The sequence below is a fragment of the Parabacteroides timonensis genome, from assembly GCF_900128505.1.
In the GTDB taxonomy this organism is placed as follows: Bacteria; Bacteroidota; Bacteroidia; order Bacteroidales; family Tannerellaceae; genus Parabacteroides; species Parabacteroides timonensis.
Map to the genome: position 1 here is coordinate 4,304,582 of NZ_LT669941.1, position 18,983 is coordinate 4,323,564.

15 protein-coding genes are annotated in these 18,983 nt (G+C 45.6%); 9 read left to right on the forward strand and 6 right to left on the reverse strand.

Annotated features, from left to right (window positions below; all coding sequences use genetic code 11):
• Nucleotides 1-9 precede the first annotated feature (9 nt).
• Together lepB and dapB are read right to left on the reverse strand one after the other, a co-directional pair.
• Nucleotides 10-1,407, reverse strand: coding sequence for a signal peptidase I (gene lepB / locus BQ7394_RS24545; RefSeq protein WP_075559793.1), 1,398 nt, complete (start codon nucleotides 1,405-1,407; stop codon nucleotides 10-12).
• Nucleotides 1,408-1,425: 18 nt separating this feature from the next.
• Nucleotides 1,426-2,142, reverse strand: a complete 717-nt coding sequence (gene dapB / locus BQ7394_RS24550; protein ID WP_075559794.1) for a 4-hydroxy-tetrahydrodipicolinate reductase — start codon at nucleotides 2,140-2,142, stop codon at nucleotides 1,426-1,428.
• Between the two features lie 110 nt (nucleotides 2,143-2,252).
• Here dapB and BQ7394_RS24555 point away from each other — a divergent pair, with 110 nt between their 5' ends.
• The 4 genes from BQ7394_RS24555 to BQ7394_RS24570 all read left to right on the forward strand — a co-directional run bounded on the left by BQ7394_RS24555 (nucleotide 2,253) and on the right by BQ7394_RS24570 (nucleotide 6,974).
• On the forward strand, nucleotides 2,253-3,515 hold the full coding sequence (locus BQ7394_RS24555; RefSeq protein ID WP_075559795.1) for a DUF2851 family protein: 1,263 nt from the start codon (nucleotides 2,253-2,255) through the stop codon (nucleotides 3,513-3,515).
• A gap of 136 nt (nucleotides 3,516-3,651) precedes the next feature.
• Nucleotides 3,652-4,098 carry a hypothetical protein gene (locus BQ7394_RS24560; protein WP_075559796.1) on the forward strand — a complete coding sequence of 149 codons (447 nt, stop codon included), beginning with the start codon at nucleotides 3,652-3,654 and terminating at the stop codon, nucleotides 4,096-4,098.
• 139 nt (nucleotides 4,099-4,237) lie between these two features.
• Nucleotides 4,238-6,151 carry an Ig-like domain-containing protein gene (locus BQ7394_RS24565; protein ID WP_075559797.1) on the forward strand — a complete coding sequence of 638 codons (1,914 nt, stop codon included), beginning with the start codon at nucleotides 4,238-4,240 and terminating at the stop codon, nucleotides 6,149-6,151.
• The gene (locus BQ7394_RS24570; RefSeq protein ID WP_087880622.1) at nucleotides 6,090-6,974 is read left to right on the forward strand and encodes a DUF3108 domain-containing protein; all 885 of its coding nucleotides are present in this window, start codon (nucleotides 6,090-6,092) and stop codon (nucleotides 6,972-6,974) included. The genes BQ7394_RS24565 and BQ7394_RS24570 overlap by 62 nt, the downstream gene beginning before the upstream one ends.
• Here the strand turns inward: BQ7394_RS24570 and BQ7394_RS24575 are convergent.
• From BQ7394_RS24575 to BQ7394_RS24585, 3 genes are all read right to left on the reverse strand, one after another.
• A complete protein-coding gene (locus BQ7394_RS24575; protein ID WP_075559799.1) occupies nucleotides 6,948-8,015 on the reverse strand; it encodes a sensor histidine kinase in 1,068 nt (355 codons plus the stop codon). The genes BQ7394_RS24570 and BQ7394_RS24575 overlap by 27 nt on opposite strands.
• A gap of 5 nt (nucleotides 8,016-8,020) precedes the next feature.
• On the reverse strand, nucleotides 8,021-9,346 hold the full coding sequence (locus BQ7394_RS24580; protein WP_075559800.1) for a sigma-54-dependent transcriptional regulator: 1,326 nt from the start codon (nucleotides 9,344-9,346) through the stop codon (nucleotides 8,021-8,023).
• A gap of 70 nt (nucleotides 9,347-9,416) precedes the next feature.
• On the reverse strand, nucleotides 9,417-9,692 hold the full coding sequence (locus tag BQ7394_RS24585) for an HU family DNA-binding protein (RefSeq protein ID WP_075559801.1): 276 nt from the start codon (nucleotides 9,690-9,692) through the stop codon (nucleotides 9,417-9,419).
• A 616-nt stretch (nucleotides 9,693-10,308) separates the two neighbouring features.
• On the opposite strand from BQ7394_RS24585, the gene BQ7394_RS24590 reads away from it, so the two are divergent.
• From BQ7394_RS24590 to BQ7394_RS24610, 5 genes are read left to right on the forward strand one after another with little or no spacing between them, the layout of a single operon-like run.
• On the forward strand, nucleotides 10,309-11,676 hold the full coding sequence (locus BQ7394_RS24590; protein ID WP_075559802.1) for a TolC family protein: 1,368 nt from the start codon (nucleotides 10,309-10,311) through the stop codon (nucleotides 11,674-11,676).
• A gap of 27 nt (nucleotides 11,677-11,703) precedes the next feature.
• Nucleotides 11,704-12,951 carry an efflux RND transporter periplasmic adaptor subunit gene (locus BQ7394_RS24595; RefSeq protein WP_075560234.1) on the forward strand — a complete coding sequence of 416 codons (1,248 nt, stop codon included), beginning with the start codon at nucleotides 11,704-11,706 and terminating at the stop codon, nucleotides 12,949-12,951.
• A 15-nt stretch (nucleotides 12,952-12,966) separates the two neighbouring features.
• Nucleotides 12,967-15,372 carry an ABC transporter permease gene (locus BQ7394_RS24600; RefSeq protein ID WP_075559803.1) on the forward strand — a complete coding sequence of 802 codons (2,406 nt, stop codon included), beginning with the start codon at nucleotides 12,967-12,969 and terminating at the stop codon, nucleotides 15,370-15,372.
• A gap of 20 nt (nucleotides 15,373-15,392) precedes the next feature.
• Nucleotides 15,393-16,067, forward strand: a complete 675-nt coding sequence (locus BQ7394_RS24605) for an ABC transporter ATP-binding protein (RefSeq protein WP_075559804.1) — start codon at nucleotides 15,393-15,395, stop codon at nucleotides 16,065-16,067.
• Between the two features lie 17 nt (nucleotides 16,068-16,084).
• Nucleotides 16,085-18,508, forward strand: coding sequence for an ABC transporter permease (locus BQ7394_RS24610; protein ID WP_075559805.1), 2,424 nt, complete (start codon nucleotides 16,085-16,087; stop codon nucleotides 18,506-18,508).
• A gap of 62 nt (nucleotides 18,509-18,570) precedes the next feature.
• Here the strand turns inward: BQ7394_RS24610 and BQ7394_RS24615 are convergent, their stop codons facing one another.
• Nucleotides 18,571-18,978 (reverse strand): PaaI family thioesterase, encoded by a 408-nt coding sequence (locus tag BQ7394_RS24615; RefSeq protein ID WP_075559806.1) that lies wholly within the window; start codon nucleotides 18,976-18,978, stop codon nucleotides 18,571-18,573.
• Nucleotides 18,979-18,983: the final 5 nt, after the last annotated feature.

Genomic DNA, 18,983 nt, shown 5'->3' on the forward strand with positions numbered 1-18,983 from the left:
GCACTGCACTTAATCGGGGTGCACCATCCGGAACAAACGGTTCCAGCGGATACCACCGTCGAACAGGCTGCGGTCTTTATCCAGCGACAACCAGATCAGGATCGGTTTTCCTACGATATGATCTTCCGGAACAAATCCCCACGAACGGCTGTCGGCACTGTTATGACGGTTATCGCCCATCATCCAGTAATAGTCGTATTTGAAGGTATATTTTGTTTCCGGCTGGCCGTTGATATAGACTTTGCCGTCTTTGACTTCCAGTGTATTGTTCTCGTAGTTTTTGATGCAACGGCCATATAAAGCCAGGTTACGTTCTGTAAGAGGAATGGTCGCTCCTTTTTTCGGTATCCACAGCGGGCCGAAATTATCGCGCGTCCAACCTGTTTCATACCAGGCAGGATAAGTGGTTCCGCCCAGTGCATCCGGCTCGATAACGATCTTCTTTACGGAAGGCAGTTTCTCTGCGATGGCGAGGGCTTTCGGAGTTAAAGGCATCCGGTAAACCATATTGTATTGTCCGTTGGCATTCGGGGTGAAACCCAGGAAAGACAGGTAATCCTGATAATATCCGCTATTGTTTGCGATCATCCGATCGTCTTTGCTTACGTCCAGAAGGCGGAACTGTTCTTCTGTGAGCGGTGAACCATCGGTTTCAACATAGTAGTTGAACTGTATGTTTTCCGGGTTTTTAAGGGCTTTCCCATCGATATAAACCTGGTTGTCGCGAATCTGGATCGTGTCGCCGGGCATACCGATACAACGTTTCACATAGTTCTCGCGTTTGTCTACCGGACGGTATATCACATCACCGAATGTATTTTTATCCATCCAGATACGGTCGCGTCCCGACATGGCGACCAGTTCGTCGTAACTCGGGTTTTGCACTTTCAGGGCAACTGTGTCGCCTGCAGGGAAGTTGAACACTACGATATCGTTGCGTTTTACATGACCGAAACCTTTTACGCGTTTGTATCCCCATTCAGGCCAGTCTAGATAAGATTTACAGTTGAAGAACGGCAAGGTATTTTGTACCAGCGGGAACGACAACGGGGTGTTCGGAACACGTGGGCCGTAGCTCAGTTTACTTACGAACAGATAATCGCCTACCAACAATGACTTCTCAAGCGAAGAACTCGGTATTTGATAGTTCTGGAAAATGAACAGGTTAATGAAATAGACAGCGATCAAGGCAAACAGGATATCGTCCACCCATTCCAATGCATTGCGCACAGCCGGGTTCTTCGACCGCTTCCATGCTCCCCAGGGAATGTATTGTGTCAGGAAAATATCTACCAGTACGATCAACCCCAGCAGCAACCAAAGGTTCTGCATCCAGATTGAAAAGAGTATATACAATACGGCAGAAATGCCGAACTTGATCCATTGTTTCTTGGAAAACTTTTTCATTTGTAGACTTCTGTGGAATTAAAATTTAAGCATATCATCCATACCGAGGAAACCTTTCTTCCCGGCAGTAAATTCGGCTGCAACCACTGCTCCGAGGGCGAAACCGGCACGGCTCTTTGCATCATGTTTAATGCTGATATAGTCGACGTCCGATTCGTAAGTGACTTCATGTATACCCGGAACTTCTCCTTCACGGATAGCATGGATAGGCAGATCGGTCGGTTGTTCGGCTGTTTCCAGTGTCCAGCGTTCTTTCCGGTCAACGTTTTCAATGATACCTTCTGCCAGCGTGATGGCTGTTCCGCTGGGGGCATCCAATTTGTGAATATGGTGTGTTTCCGTCATACTGATAGCGTACGAAGGAAAATTGTTCATGATCTTTGCCAAGTGTTTGTTGAGGGCGAAAAAAATATTTACGCCAATGCTGAAGTTGGATGCATAAAAGAATGTATTGCCTTCCTTTGCACATTTCTCCTTTATTTCGTCGATACGGTCGAGCCAGCCGGTGGTACCGGAAACGACCGGAACGCCTGCCGCAAAACTCTTCATATAATTGTCGAAAGCTGTTGCCGGAGTAGTAAACTCGATGGCTACGTCTGCGCTCTTGAAATTGTCTGACTGAAATTCTTCCGGGTTGTTTATATCTACGATAGAGACGATCTGGTGCCCTCTATTTAATGCAATCTGTTCGATGGTTTTTCCCATCTTGCCGTAGCCGATAAGTGCAATCTTCATATCTTTTCAGAATAAAATGAATAAATAGGGCTAATAACTTAGCCATCAAGGGTGCAAATATAAAGAAAATGAATTAGATTTGTGGCATAAATCTTAACTCTGAAAATAATATGGAACGTTTATTACATTATGTTTGGAAATACAGACTGTATTCGACAACTCCGCTTTTTACCACTGACGGTTATTCAGTATCCGTAATCGATCCGGGAATACCAAACACCGATGCCGGTCCGGACTTCTTCAATGCAAAGGTTAAAATTGATAACACATTATGGGTCGGAGGTATTGAAATCCATACAAAAGCTTCCGATTGGCTACTTCATCGCCATGATAAAGATAAAGCCTATGATGCCGTTATACTTCATATTGTGGAGGTTTCCGACTGCATAGTCTTTCGGACAAACGGGGAGCTTATTCCGCAAATGCAACTGGCAGTGCCGGAGTCGGTTATACAGAATATCGACTGGTTGTTATATCGTGATGTGTCTTTGCCTTGTGCAGGCTATATTCCTCAGATAGAATCTTTTCATATAACGTCCTGGCTGGGTGCCCTGCTGAGTGAACGGCTGGAACGGAAAACGGCCGATGTATTTCGTTTGCTGGATCAGTATGATAATGACTGGAACGAAGTCTTTTATATTACTTTAACCCGTAATTTCGGCTTTGGAGTGAATAACGATATTTTCGAGCGTCTGGCCAAAAGCTTACCGCTTCGGTATATCCAAAAGCAGCGTAGCAGCCATTCACAGATTGAAGCGTTGTTGTTCGGGCAGGCCGGTATGCTGGAAGAGCCGGGAGATTGTCATTATTACCGGTTGCTTCAGAGGGAATACCGCTTTCTGCGGCATAAGTTCGGATTGACGCCTTTGGATAGTTCGCAGTTTAAGAGCCTACGTACCCGTCCGGTCAATTTCCCATATCTGAAATTGGCTCAACTGGCTTCCATTTGGGTACAATACGATACGCTGTTCTCTGTGATCCTGGATGCCGGAAATGTCGGACAGATTAAGCAGTGTTTTCGGGTTCGTCCTTCCGGTTATTGGGAGACGCATTACCATTTCCGAAGCGTTTCGGCGAAGAAGGATAAGCCGGTAGGTGAGAATTCTTTATGTATCCTCTTGATAAATACAGTCGTTCCGGTGATGTTTGCTTACGGAGTGAGAAACAAATATCCAGAATATTGCGAGCGTGCCATTCGTATCCTCGAAACACTTCCACCGGAAAAGAATACAGTTGTAACCGGATTCGCTTCGGCAGGAATCAAAGTCTGCCATGCCGGCGATAGCCAGGCACTTATTCAATTGAAGCGGGAGTATTGCGAAAAAAAGAAATGTTTGTATTGTCGGATCGGGTTTCGTTATCTGAAACATTAAACACTATGAAAACACACGAACTTTCTGATTAATAATGATGTTTTGGGGCTTGTATAATGAGATTAATTTGCTATATTCGCCACAAGTCATTCAAGTGGTGGCGTATAGCTTTGTTTAATCTGATAAATGTCGCGTTATGAAACAGATTGTTCTTTTTCTCATCTGCATTTTTTGCCTGATAGGCTGTGACGATACCATAGAAGCCCCCGGAAGACTATCTGTGATTAACTTAGAACAGCACAGTGTGAATGTCAGCCCCTCTAGTAACAGTGTGACTGTCGGGGTGGGAGCCGATAAGATAACTTGGTATGTGTTGCGGAGTCAGACGCAGGCTAACGGCAAAAGTTCGACTTTGTATAATACTACTTATAAATATTCGGATGACCGGGTGAAAGATGTTATCCTTTATAAGGATACCTTGGCAGGAGACTGGTTTAAAATTCTAAAGAATAAAGAGGGGAACCTCCAGGTCGACATCGTGAAAAACGAACATCCTTACAATAGAACCCTTATCATCGATGTCGGAGGCTTTTTAGGTCAAACGGAAAGCTTGGTCATTACACAAAAAGAAGCCGGAAAATAGAATCAGAGCATACGTGTACCTTTACGCTTTTTCGATAGGGTAATTCCGAAGAAAATGCAAAGATTTCTTATTTAGCGTAATATCACGATTAGTCACGGGATTTTTCCCTATTTTTGCCATCTGATTAAAAAGCAATTGAATGGGAAATAGATATATAAGAGATTTACTGCTGGCTGTTTGTGGGATATTTCTGTTGGTCACGATGTATTCGTGCGCGAATATGGCATCTCCGAACGGAGGTCCTTACGACGAGACCCCGCCTAAATATGTCAGCAGCCTTCCTGCACCGAACCAAACGAATTATAAGGGAAAACGGATCGAGATCCTGTTCGATGAGTTGGTGCAGTTGGATAAGCCCTCCGAGAATGTGATCATCACACCACCGCAGATGCAACTGCCGGTGATCCGTGCTGCGGGAAAAAAGGTGATTGTCGAATTGAAAGATACGCTGAAAGAGAATACAACTTATACGATCGACTTTACAAACTCGATCTCCGACAATAATGAGAAGAATGTATTCGAGAACTTCTCTTTTGCTTTCTCGACCGGAGATAAGATCGATACCCTGGAAGTGTCGGGTATTCTGTTGAATGCCGAGAATCTGGAACCGATGCCCGGTATCACAATCGGTCTGCATCAGAACCTGGAAGATTCGGCTTTCGTGAAGCTACCGTTCGACCGTACTTCCCGTACGAATGATAAGGGAGAGTTTACGATCCGTAATATCTCCCCCGGCAGTTATCGTATATTCGGTCTGAATGACGTGAACCGCGACTATAAGTTCGACCAGCCGGGCGAAGAAATAGCTTTCAACGATTCGATCATTATCCCTTCCTTCGAACTGACCAGCCGTCAGGATACGCTTTGGAAGGATAGCTTGACGATCGATACGATCAAGACGGTAGCTTATACCCGTTATTTCCCGGATAATATCGAGTTGCGTCTGTTTAAAGAGGATTTTGTCCGCCAGTATCTGTTAAAACCGGAACGTCAGCAGGAAAATCTCTTGGTAGTACGTTTTAACTCTCCGTTGGATACGGTGCCGCTTCCCCGTCCGCTTAATTTTACTCCGGAGAATCCCGATTGGTATTTTATGCAGGAAACGGAAGGTGGAGCGACTGTTAATTACTGGTTGACCGATCCGCAAGTCTGGCAGCAGGATACATTGAAAGTCGAGTTGTCTTATCCGAAGAGCGATTCGCTGAATATACTGCGTCCGCAAACCGATACGCTCCAGTTTGTGATGCGCCGTCGTCCGGAAAAGAAGAAAAAGAAGAAAGATGACGAACCCGAACCAATCGTGTTCCTGGGTATGCAGGTAGATGCACCGACGTCGATGGATCTGTTCGATACGATATCCGTTACGTTCAGCGAGCCGGTTCTCGATTTGCAAAAAGAACTGTTCTATCTCGATCAGAAGGTCGACACGGTATGGACTCCGGTCGAGTTCCAATTATTCCCGGACTCAACAAATAGTTTGAATTACTTTATCCGCCGTCCGTGGAAATACGGGGAGGAATATCGCTTGCAAGTAGATTCGGCGACAATCTTCAGTATTTACGATAAATGGAACGAACCTTTCTCCGGTGAATTCAAGATCAAGAAAGAAGATGAATACGGGCATTTATATATCAATATTGTAGGTGTCGATACTACTGCTTATGTCGAACTATTGAACAGTAGTGATGCCCCTATACGTAAATCGAAGGTGAAAAACGGTGGCGCCCTTTTTATGGATCTGAAACCGGATAAATATTATGCCCGTCTGGTAGTCGACCTTAACGGGAACGGCAAGTGGGATACCGGTAATTATGCAGAAAAGCGTCAACCGGAAGAGGTTTATTATTCACCTAAAAAATATGAGGTGATGCAGAACTGGAGAGTCGAAGAAACATGGAATGTGAAAGAAACTCCGTGGGCTAAACAGAAACCGCTCGAGATAACAAAGAATAAGCCTAAAGAGGCAACCAAGAAGAAAAGAAATTATAAAGATGAATCGCAGCAGAAATCTTCTTCGAGCAGCAATAGCGGCCGTAGCAGCATGCCGTTCTAAGGCGGTGGCCCTGTTGGTGGTCACCTTATTGCTGTTACTTCCGGGAATAGTCGACGCACAGGTGATTCCGGTAAAAGAACGGTTCAAAGCCGGAGAAGAGGTACAATATGAGTTGTATTTCAAATGGGGGCTATTGATGCCCCGTGCCGGACAGGCTATTTTGTCGGTGCACGATGCCCACTATGAAGGGAAGAAGGCTTATCATTATAACCTGCTGTTCCGTACATCGGGCATGTTTGAAAAGGTGTTTCCGATGCGTGATACGATCGATTGTTATTTTTCTCCCGAGATGGTGTTGCTCAGGAGCGAGAAGCGTGTGAATGAGAATGATTATTATCTGATAGATGATCTGACGTTTTCATACGATAACGGACGGACATCTGTCCATTCCCACCGTTATACACCCAGCCGGACCAAGATCGATACGATGCTCGTTTCCGAACAGTATATGTTTGATATGTTGGGAGCTACCATGTATCTTCGTTCGCTGGATTGGGAAAAGATGAAGCAAGGAGATGAATTCCCCTTTCATGTGGCGATCGGGCGCGACCGTATTAATATCAGTTTCCGGTATACCGGGCAAGCGATTGTAGAACGTAATGAAACATTGAAGTATCGTACCCGCCATTTCTTTATAGATATCTATGATGATGCATTTACCCAAAGTAAAGCGGCTGCCGAGCTATGGATCGGTGATGACGAAAACCATATCCCTGTGAAGATACGGGCTAAACTGAAGATCGGGGCTGCGGAGGTCTATTATAAATCATCCAAGGGGTTGCGCTATCCGCTTACTTCACGTGTGGAAATTCCCAGGCGTTAGTGGCAGGGAAATTGTGAACAATGTTTCGAAATAGGGGCGGGAACTTACCTGCAACTCGCCGCCATGCATTCGTATAATCTGTCGTGAGAGGCTGAGGCCGATGCCTGTTCCTGTCTCTTTGGTTGTAAAGAAAGGTACGAAAATATCTTCCAATATGTCGTGAGGAATACCCGGGCCGTTGTCTTTTACTTCAATATAGGTCGTTGTTCGTAGCTGTTTCACGCTCAATGATATTTCTCCGTTTTCTTGTCCTTCCAGAGCCTGCATGGCATTCTTCAACAGATTTATAAGTACCTGTGAAAGTAGTTCTTCATCGGCGTTGACCTCTATTTCTTCGCGGAAAAGGTCGATCGAGAATTGTATCTGTAAGCGGTGCAGGTCCGAATGAAACAGCATTTCGATGTTTCTTATCAGGTGAGGCAGCGAGAAAGGTTTGGGTTTGGGTTGTTGCAGCCGGGCAAGTTGTCTGTACGAGTCGGTAAAGTTCATCAGGCTTTGCCCCTGGCTTTTGATCGTATCCAGTCCACGGATGGTCTTGCGGATGGTTGCGTCGCTGATCTCATCGCTGTTTTTGGCATTTCCTTTCGTTTGGAAATAGGAGAGAAGCGTACCGGAAAGGGATACGATCGGGGCGATCGAATTCATGATCTCATGTGTCAGTACGTGCATCAGCTTGTCGTACGACTCGTATTCTTTCCGGTAAAGTTCGCGGTCGAATTCCCGTTGTTTATTTTCCGTCATTAGGTGGTGGATCCGGTTGAAGGCTGCGTGAAGACGGCGTTGCTCTTCGCTACCGGTATTCTCGGGGAAATAAAGCATCGATTCATTGTCTTCAATGGCATCCAGAAAGAGTTGTATCCGACGGTTGGAGGTATTGAGAAAATAGACGAGTAGTCCGGCCAGCCATGCCGCGATAAATACAGCTACCGTACCCAGAATGATCGCTTTTCCACTGATGATACCTGCAACACCTATCCCGGCCACAATGAGAATGAGTGTAACCTGTAAGATAATGCGTATATAAATACGTATGCTGAACATGCGTTTCACAGGTTAAATCGTTTCAGTTTGTTGTAGAGGGTTTGCCGGCTTACTCCCAGTTGTTCGGCTGCCGCAGTCAGATTGCCGTCATTCTGGGTGATGGCAGTTTCGATCGCTTTGCGTTCTACCTCGCTGAGATTGGGTACTTCAGTAAAAGATATTGCTTTTCCGGGACGGATGAACAGGTCGCTGGCGCGGATTATGTTCTTCTCAGCCAGGATAACGGCTTTTTCGATCGTGTGTTGTAATTCGCGGATGTTTCCCGGCCAGTCGTATGCTTCGAGTTTACTTGCCGCTTGTGGATGAAGAGTCAGTCCGGTCCGCTTATAAAGAACGGTGTATTTTTTCAGGAAATAATCGATAAAAAGGGGAATGTCTTCCCGGCGGTTTCGGAGAGGAGGAATTTCTATCTGTATGGTGTTGATACGGTAAAACAGGTCTTCGCGGAATGAAGATTGTTCGACCATTTCCGGCAAATTCCGGTTGGTAGCTGCTATCAGGCGTATGTCGACAGGGATTTTCCGGTTACTTCCCAGACGGGTGATTTCCCTGTTCTGGAGGACTGCCAGTAATTTAGCCTGTAAACCGATCGGAAGGTTGCCTATTTCATCCAGAAACAAAGTACTGCCGTTGGCCGCTTCAAATTTCCCCGGACGACTTTCCCGGGCATCGGTAAAGGCGCCTTTCTCATGTCCGAACAACTCGCTTTCAAACAATGATTCGCTGACAGCACCCATATCGACATTGATCATTTCCCCGCGGCTGCGGAGGGACAGGCGATGTATTTCGCGAGCCAGCATTTCTTTTCCTGTTCCATTTTCGCCGGTGATTAGTACGTTGGCATCTGTTTTTGCTACTTTGGTCACTACTTTGATCAGTTTCATCATAATAGGAGAGTGACCGATGATCATAGCCGGTTCGGATGGGCGGGAGGTACGGGGAGGAAGGGAAGCAGCTTGCAATGCCGTATGTATCTTTTCCAGTAGTACGTCATTGTCCCACGGTTTGAGAACAAAGTCTGTTGCTCCGCTTTTAAGTGCTTTTACTGCTAGCTCCACGTCTCCGTAAGCTGTTAGCATGATAACAGGCAGGCCGGGTACGATCTCCTGTATGCGACGAAGCCAGAACAGGCCTTCGTTGCCGGTATTGACACCCGCAGAGAAATTCATGTCAAGGATAACGAGATCGACAGGCATAGTATCGAGTACTGAAAGTATCTTATTGGGGTTCGATGCGGTTTCGACCCGTTCGAATTCGTCTTCCAGCAATAATTCGAGTGACGTCAGTACACTTTTATTATCATCTACTATAAGAACTGTTCCTGCTTGCATACGATCTATTTTTTCGTAAAGGTATCCGCTTCCGGAATACTTTGCAAGCGAGCGTCAAAATATTTGACACTTATTTATTCAGATCTTTCAGTAGTTTTAATCCGGCACGGAACTTAACCGATGTACGTGGGGCTAACATGACTGGTTCTCCGGTTTTAGGATTCCTGGCCGGACGGCTGGTTTGTTTCCAGGGGTGGAATGTTCCGAAACCGATCATTGTGACAGGTTCGTCTTTTTGCAATGCTTTTGTAGATGCCTGAAGTATTGATTGCAATACAGCTCTCACGTCTTTTTTCTTTAATCCTGTGTATTCTGTTACGTATTGGATCAATTCGTTTTTATTCATATTCCAGTCTTTTTTTAAATGTCTATTTTACTAATAAACTTCCATCCTTTTTGCGGTAGAAGCAGAGTGCAATTTGGGTATGTAAAGAGCCTAAAATTGAATGTATTATACGGAGTACACTCTCTTTATTATTGGATAATGTATCCTCCTGTGTATCTCAGGAGGCTTTTGGAGTATGTCCTATCAATTTAAATGAGTTCGTTCAGAACTCTAGTACCTTTATTGATTATTAAGCTACGTATAGCTTCAATCTGTTTGGAACTCTGGCAGTTTGCTCCTTATCACATGTATTTTCTTTTGAATACTTTTGTGATGATATACCAGTACGGTACTCTTCTGAGGACTAAATGATGTTTTTTTTAATGTTTTATTTTATTCTATTCTTTGATAACTTTGATGTTAGATTGTTTTTAATTGCCAATATTTATTACCTTTACCGCCGTAAATAACCAAGTTCTGAACGAACTACGTCTTTTCTTATGTGTTTCTAACAGACCGTCAAAATATTTGACAATCGGGCGTCAAATATTTTGACACTTGAAAATCCTTTTCTTTTTATATCCATTGAAAATCTGTCTGTTATAAATGTGGCACGCCTTTTGCTTCCTTCATTTACATGATGAAAACACAAATAACAACAAAATATGGATTAAGGCTTGCCTGTCTGTTGCTTGCAAGCTATGTGTCGGAGATGCATGCCCAGGCTGTCTGGACGGTCGATTCCTGTATGCAATATGCCATAGAGAGGAATGTCAGCCTGAAAAACAGCAGGCTCGATACCCGCATTGCCCGTGAAGATTTTACAGCTGCTATTGGCGACTTTCTGCCTTCAGTGAGTACGACGGGCGCTTTGGGAAAACGTTTGGGACGCTCCGTCGATCCTAAGACAAATATGTACACCTCTTCCTCTTTTCTTGAAAGCACGATGGGACTGGATATCTCTTTGCCGGTATTCGATGGTTTCACCCGTGTAAACCGTGCACAGTTTACCCGCCTGAACCAGCAGATCAGCGGCCTGACGGAGAAAGTGGAAGAAAACCGGATCGCGTTTGAAGTGATGGATGCCTATTATCTCCTTCTTTTTGAAAAGAAGATGTATGAACTGGCCTCCGAACAGCGTAGACTAAGTGAACGATATCATGAGCAGATGCTGGAATTTGTTGAATTGGGTCTACGTGCCCCTTCCGATTTGCAAGAAGTGAAAGCCCGGTTGCAGTCTGATATCTATCAGGAAACGGTGAAAGAGAATAGCTGTCGTTTATCGTTACTGGCTCTTAAAGAGTTGTTGCAGATGAGAGGGACGGACACGCTGGCGATCAGTGGGGATGAAATTACTGCCCGGGAAATACCCCTTATACAGGATTTTTCGGCAGAAGATGTTTATCTGCAATCGGAGGAGGCTTTGCCCCAGTTCCGTATAATGGATTTGCGGGAAAAGGCCTCCCGTAAGTCGTTGGCAATTGCTTCGGGGGCTTTTTCTCCTTCCATCCGGGCCGAGTTCAGCCTTTATTCCGGCTATTATGATACGGAGAAGGATGCGCAAGGGCATATCACCTCTTTTGGCGATCAGATGAAGAATAATCTGAATAAATATATTGGAGTCCGTGTTTCTATTCCGATATTCAGCGGACTGTCACGCCTCACTTCGGTACGGAAAGAACGTTTCCGTCTTCGTAAAATAAGGAACGATAACGATCAGCAACGTATCTCCTTATATAAGGAAATAGAAGATGCTTGTCTGTCTTTACAGGCTGCTGCACAGGAACACTGGCAGGCAGAACTGCAACTTCGTACCGCCACCACTACCTTAAAGGAGAATGAGGAACGATGGGAGGAAGGCCTGATCTCCGTATTCGAACTGATGGAAAAGCGAAATCTTTATATCTTGGCAAAAGCAGAGCTGATGCGGACACAATTGCAATATGACCTGAAAGACCGGATGGTGCGATTCTATCAGTCAGGATCATTTTTAGGAATAAAATAAACACAATAATATACTATGAACAACAACATGGATACCCCGGTCGAACGGAAATCCCGTTTGAAGAAGAAACATATTTACGCAATGACAGGAGGAATATTCCTCGTTATCTGTATTCTCTATTTTATCTTTCGCGATACCTCTTCTTCCATGAAGGTGGATAAAGAGCGGTTGACCATTTCTTCTGTCACTTTAGGAGAATTTAATGACTATATTCGCGTAATCGGCCAGGTGATTCCTGATCGTATCATTTATCTGGATGCTATCGAGGGAGGACGCGTGGAAGAGCGCCTGATTGAAGAGGGTGCACAGGTGAAAGCCGGAGATGTAATTCTCCGACTGAGTAATCCATTATTGAATATCGGTATCCTGCAAAGTGAAGCTGACCTGGCTTATCAGGAAAACGAACTTCGTAATACACGCCTGAGTATGGAACAGGAACATCTTCGTCTGAAACAGGATCGAATCGGTCTTAGTAAAGAATTAGTCCAAAAGGAACGCCGCTATAAGCAGTACGAGCGTCTTTACAACAAACAATTGTTAGCCCGTGAAGATTATCTGCAGGCGAAAGAGGATTATGATGCAGCACGTGACCAGCTGGATGTAGTAGACCAGCGCATCAAACAGGACGACCTGTTCCGTAGTAGCCAGTTGGAAAGTCTGGATGAGAATATCCGTAATATGAAACGCAGCCTGGCATTGGTACGTGAACGTTTGGAAAACCTGAAAGTGAAAGCTCCGGTGAGTGGTCAGTTAGGAAACCTGGAAGCCCAGATCGGACAGTCTATCGCTCAGGGAGAACGGATCGGTCAGGTCATTACTCCGGAACTGAAAGTGGAAGCCAAGATAGATGAACATTATGTGGAACGTGTCATGCCGGGCCTGCCTGCCAGCTTTGAACGCGAAGGTAAATTGTTCAATATGGAAGTGACTAAAGTATACCCGGAAGTGCGCGAAGGCCAGTTCCGTACAGACCTGCATTTTACAGCAGACCGTCCTGAGAATATACGTGCCGGACAGACCTATCACCTTAATTTGCAACTGGGTGATCCGGTACAGGCTATCCTGGTTCCCCGTGGTAGTTTTTACCAGGCAAGCGGTGGCCAGTATGTGTATGTGGTGGATGAAGATGAAACGACTGCCCGTCGTCGTCCGGTGAAGATCGGCCGTCAGAACCCGCAGTATTATGAAGTAACCGAAGGGTTGAAGCCTGGTGAGAAGGTGATTATCTCCGGCTATGAATTGTTCGGTGAGAATGAACGTTTGATAATCAGATAATAAACAAATAAAAGTATGGATTACCTGTCGCAAGTCATAAAAAGCCAGCGGGCCCGAAAGTCACTTTCTGTGGTTAACATATTGGGCTTATCCGTTTGTATCTCCGCTGCCCTGTTGATTCTGCTCTATGTCCGTTTCGAACTGAGCTATGATACATTTCACGACGGGGATCGCATCTACCGGGTGGAAAGTCGCCTGTACGATGGGGAAACACTGACCAACAACTGGGCGACGACCTCCTTCGGGCATGCTCCGGCCATGAGCCGGGAAATTCCAGGCATTGAGAAGTTTGTACGGTTGACGGCACAAGACCGGGAACAGGTAGTCACTTATCAGGATAAACAGTTTGCTGAGGACCGGTATTGTTATGCCGAACCTTCTTTCTTTGAACTGTTCAATTTTCCGGTGATAAAAGGGGAGAAGGAAGGCCAGTTGGAACGTCCCAACACGGTTGTCTTGACAAAGAGTGCCGCCCATCGTTATTTCGGAGGGGGGGAGCCATTGGGTAAAATTCTGACTTTCCGTACGGCTACGGCAGAGCAGAACTTTGAGGTCACAGGCATAATTGAAGATATGCCCGCCAATTCGCATCTGCATTATGATTTCCTGCTTTCGTACGCTACCATTCCTAAAGAACGACAGGATATCTGGTATATTCATGGCGTTTATACGTATGTCCGCCTGGAACCGGGAAAAAGTCCGGAAGAAATTGAAACAGCTTTCCGTGCGATCTCCGATAAATATAAGACTTCAGCATTGAAACATAAGACTTGGCGGGTCGAGTTGATCCCATTGAAAGATATCCACCTGACTCCGCAGAAGTCGTATGAGAAAGAAGCGAAAGGCAGTCGTACAGCTGTATATATTCTTTCTGTAATGGCTGTTGCCTTGCTTTTGATCGGTTGGGTGAATGCACTGAATCTGATGGTTGCCCGTTTCCTTGAACGTGGAAAAGAGTTCGGTGTCCGAAAGGCGTTTGGTGCTTCCCGCAAACAGATGCTTTTCCAGGGATTGATAGAAGCCGGGATTGTGAATTTACTGGCAGCTCTGATCGCCCTCGGATGGTTGGAGGTTCTGCTTCCTTTCGTTTATACATGGGCCGGGCAGGATTTTGGAGCGAACACCTTGTTGCAACCGGGTTTCTGGGGTATTGTGGGAACGGTCGTTGCGGCAGGAACATTATTTATCGGGATATATCCGTCTTGTCTGTTGATAGGTATTCGCCCTTCGGATATTATGCGTGGAAAATTGTTGCATAGCCGGAAAGGAAATGCGATACGGAAAGCTTTGATCGTTGTACAATTCGTAGCTTCGTTTATCCTGATAACGGGAACGTTTGTAGTTGTCAGCCAAGTACGTTATATGCAAAATGAAACGGCTTCTGCTTCTTTTAAACAGATACTGGTATTGAAATATCCATCTTTTACCGATGAAATGTCGGTAAAGATGGAGAGTTTTAAGAAGCAACTGAAACAGAAACCATATATGCGACAAGTGACCGTTTCCGGTGCTGTACCGGGTGTGGAGGTGGCCAACTACTTCACTAATCGTCCGTATGGGAGCGATCCGACCGATGTGAAGCTTATTCAGATGTTTGCCGTCGATTACGATTATCTGCCGACCTATTCGCCTGAAATGGTTTGTGGAAGAGGTTTCTCTGAAGAATACGGGGATGAACTTAATAAAGTCGTCCTGAATGAAGAAGCTGTCCGTCTGCTTGGATTCCCGTCCAGCGAAGCTGCTTTGGGGAAACAACTCACTATGGAAGTAGTGGAGGAGCCACTGCTGATAATTGGGGTGGCAAAAAATTATCACCAGCAATCGCTGGCAGTTCCTTATAAACCGATCATCTTCTTTATTAAAGAACGGGTGCCGTTTATCGGGACACCTTATATCTCTCTTCAGATGGATGGGAAGATCGATGCCACACGATTGGCGGAGATCGAACAAACATATCGTGATTTTTTCCCGACTTCGTTGTTCTCTTATTTCTTCCTCGATGATTTTAACAATCACCAGTATAAAGATGACAGGAACTTTGGTTGGATGTTTGCCTGTTCCGCCCTGTTGGCTGTATTTGTAGCTTGTTTGGGATTATGGGTAGTGACGTTCTTCTCCACAATGGCGAGGGTGAAAGAAATCGGTATCCGGAAAGTGTTGGGAGCCGGGAAAGCAAATCTTTTTGTAGTTTTGACGCGTGAATTATTACTCCTTACGGTACTGGCCTCCGTGATTGGTATTCCTGTTTCCGCGTTTTTAATGAACAGTTGGCTGGAAGGTTATGCGTTTCATATCTTGCAGCCCTGGTGGGTGTATGCCGTTGCTTTTGCTTTACTGATGTTTATTGCTTTCTTGACGGTGGTTCGCCAGGTGTGGCGTATCATTCGCCTGAAACCGATGTATATATTAAGGAGTGAATAATTTATAAAACAGAAAACTATATGATTAGAACAGAGAACCTGTCTATGCTCTTCACAACTGAAGATGTACAGACCAAAGCATTGAATGAAGTCAGCCTCGAGATAAAGCAAGGCGAATTTGTAGCTATCATGGGGCCTTCGGGTTGTGGTAAATCCACTTTGCTGAATATCCTGGGTACATTAGACTCGCCCACTTCCGGTAAATATTACTTCAATGATAAGGAGATCGATAAGATGGGCGAAAGCCAGCTTACTTCTTTCCGCAAGGGGAATATCGGCTTTGTCTTCCAGAATTTTAATCTGATAGATGAACTGAGTGTTTTTGAGAATGTGGAGCTGCCGCTTGTTTATCTGAATGGAAAGAAGAGCGAGCGTAAAAAGAAAGTGATGGAAGTATTAGAACGCATGAATATCGCCCATCGTGCCGGTCATTTCCCGCAGCAGTTGTCGGGTGGTCAGCAGCAGCGTGTGGCTATTGCCCGTGCCGTGGTGACGGACTGTAACCTGATCCTGGCGGATGAGCCGACCGGCAACCTGGATTCGACCAACGGTGTTGAAGTAATGGAGTTGCTTAGCGAACTGAACCGGCAGGGGACGACGATCGTGATCGTTACCCACTCGCAGCGGGATGCGAAATATGCCCACCGGGTGATTCATTTATTGGATGGAAAGATCGTATCGGAAGAGAGACATTAAATCAGACAATAACGAATATGATCTTATCAAACTATTGGAACAGCGCCTTACGCAGCCTGACAAAGAAAAAAGGCTTCAGTGCGATCAATATCGCAGGTCTGGCAATCGGTATGGCGGCGGCCCTATTGATCCTGACTTATGTAGCTTTCGAATATAGCTACGATAATATGCACAGCCGTGCCGACCGTATTTTCCGTGTAGAGGCTCGCTTTTACGAAAATGGTGAACTGACCGATAACTGGGCTTCCAGTTCCGCCGGCTATGCCACTGCCATGAAACGTAATCTGGCTGCTGTGGAAGACTATACCCGTGTTGGCAGCCAGTATTATCCGGAACAGATCGTCAAATATAACGAACTCTTGTATCGTGAAACAAACATCGGATATGCGGAAAAGAACTACTTCGACTTCTTTGACTTCGAACTGCTGAAGGGTGACAAAAACACCTGCCTGGCCGGACCGAATAAGGTCGTGATTACTGAACGTATCGCCCGTAAATATTTCAAAGGAGCCGATCCGATTGGAAAAATACTGATCTTCCGGAGTAATATCGGTGAAGAGGCCTGCGAAGTGACCGGCATAATGAAAGACATGCCTATTAATTCGCATGTGCGTTACAGTATGCTGATTTCATATGAAACGCTTCCGAAGTGGATGGATGAATACTGGTATCGTCACGAAGTCTATTCATACGTCTTACTGAAATCGGCTGACCTGAAGAAGCAGGTGGAAGAGGCCTTTCCTGCTATGGCGGAGAAATATAAAACGGAGGAGGCGTTGAAAAATAAAACGTGGGCAATCGAATTGACCAACCTCCGCGATATCCACCTGACACCTCAAAAAGCGTATGAACCGGAGACAAAAGGTAATAGTTCTTCTATGTTGGTATTGATCTGTACGGCATTGGCTATCCTGTGCATTGCCTGGATCAATTATATCAATATGACGGTGGCCCGTTCGATGGAACGTGCGAAAGAGATCGGCATACGCCGCGCTTCGGGAGCCGGACGCCGGCAAATTGTGGCACAATTCCTTTTCGAGTCGCTGGTGACGAATGGGATTGCCTTTATCCTGGCTATCGGGCTGATGGAAGCATTGATGCCTGCTTTTAATAATCTGACCGGTCGTGATCTGGGTTTCTCCGTATGGGTAACTACATCGCTGGGATGGATGCTGTTACTTATTTTTGCGCTGGGAGTGTTTTTGTCTGGCTTCTATCCGGCCACAATCCTTTCCGGCATTAAACCGATCCGGATGTTGAAAGGAAAGTTTACCCATACGAAGAATGCAACGATTACACGCAAGGTACTGGTTGTATTGCAGTATACGGCATCGCTGACCTTGCTTTGCGGAACGCTGATTGTGTATGCACAGCTGCAGTTTATGCGGGATGCTTCGCTGGGGGTTCGTGTGGATCAAACATTGGTGTTAAAGTTTCCGGCCCATTGTGAGGAGTTGTCTACAAAACTGGAGGCAATGAAAAGAGAGTTGAGGTCTTTGCCATCTGTGAAAAATGTAACTGTCTCCGGAGCTGTTCCGGGAACGGAGGTCACCGATTTCCTCTCTATCGTTCGCCTGAGTGATGCCACGAAGCAAACCCGGTTGTTGGAAATGCTTAACTGCGATGTGTATTACCTGGATGCGTATGATTTGAAGTTTGTTGCCGGCCGTGGTTTTGCCGAAGATTTCGGAGGAGATGTTTATAATATCGTCTTGAATGAAGCTGCCGTCCGTACGTTGGGTTTTGCTTCTGCCGATGCTGCCATCGGGGAACGTCTTTCTGTAGAGACTGTCGACCAGCCGATGCAGATTATCGGTGTGGTGAAAGATTATCATCAGCAATCCCTGAATAAGGATTACACGCCTATCTTGTTTGCCTTGCATGATAAGTTGAGTTGGATGAAGCAACGCTACATCTCTGTGGTAATGGAAAACGGTAATCCCCGTGAATTGGTGAAACAGGCGGAGTCTGCCTGGAACCGTTATTTCCCCGACTCCAGTTACGATTACTTCTTCCTCGACCAATTCTTCGACCAGCAATATCGTCAGGATGAAGTGTTCGGCTTGATCGTTGCCCTCTTTGCCATACTGGCCATCTTTATTTCCTGTATGGGACTTTGGGTCTTGGTGATGTTCTCTTGCTCGACCCGTGTCCGTGAAATGGGCATTCGTAAAGTGTTGGGTGCATCAAAAATACAGCTGTTCTACGAGTTGGGACGCGAGTTCTTTATCCTGATCGGCATTGCGATAGTCATCGCCCTTCCTTTGTCGTGGTGGGTAATGGATGGCTGGCTGAGTCATTTCACTTTCCGTACCGACTGGAAAACCTGGTTCTTCCTGGTTCCGGTAATTTTGTTGTGTGTGATTTCCTTGTTGACCATAGGCTGGCAGACTGCTAAAACAATCCTTAGCAAACCTGCACGGTCGTTGCGGTATGAATAATTCTCAAAGAAAAAGTCCCGGTTGTATGCCGGGACTTTTTGTATTTATATAGAAACTCTTTTTTATTCTATCGGCTCAAACGGCAACTCCGTATCCTTCCGGTATCCGGAGCCGCTGAATGTAGCGATCAGGTCGCCTGCTTCATTCGTAATATTGACCTCACAATTGGCAAGCCTTTTGTGGCTGAACACTTCTTTTGCTTCGGCATAGAGGAATCCTTTGCTTTCCGCTTTGAAGAAGTTAATATTGGAGGTGATGGATAACGTAAGGCGTGCATGGCTGTTAGTAGCCGCGGCAAAGGCCAGATCGGCCAGTGTAAAAATAGCTCCACCCTGGCAGACGCCACCTCCATTCAGATGCATCGGCTTTATTTCCATGCGGGCTTTGGCATAACCATTGCCCGTTTCTAATAATTCAACTCCGGCAAATAATGCAAATTTGTCGCCCTGAAGAAATTCGTTGATCGTCATATCCT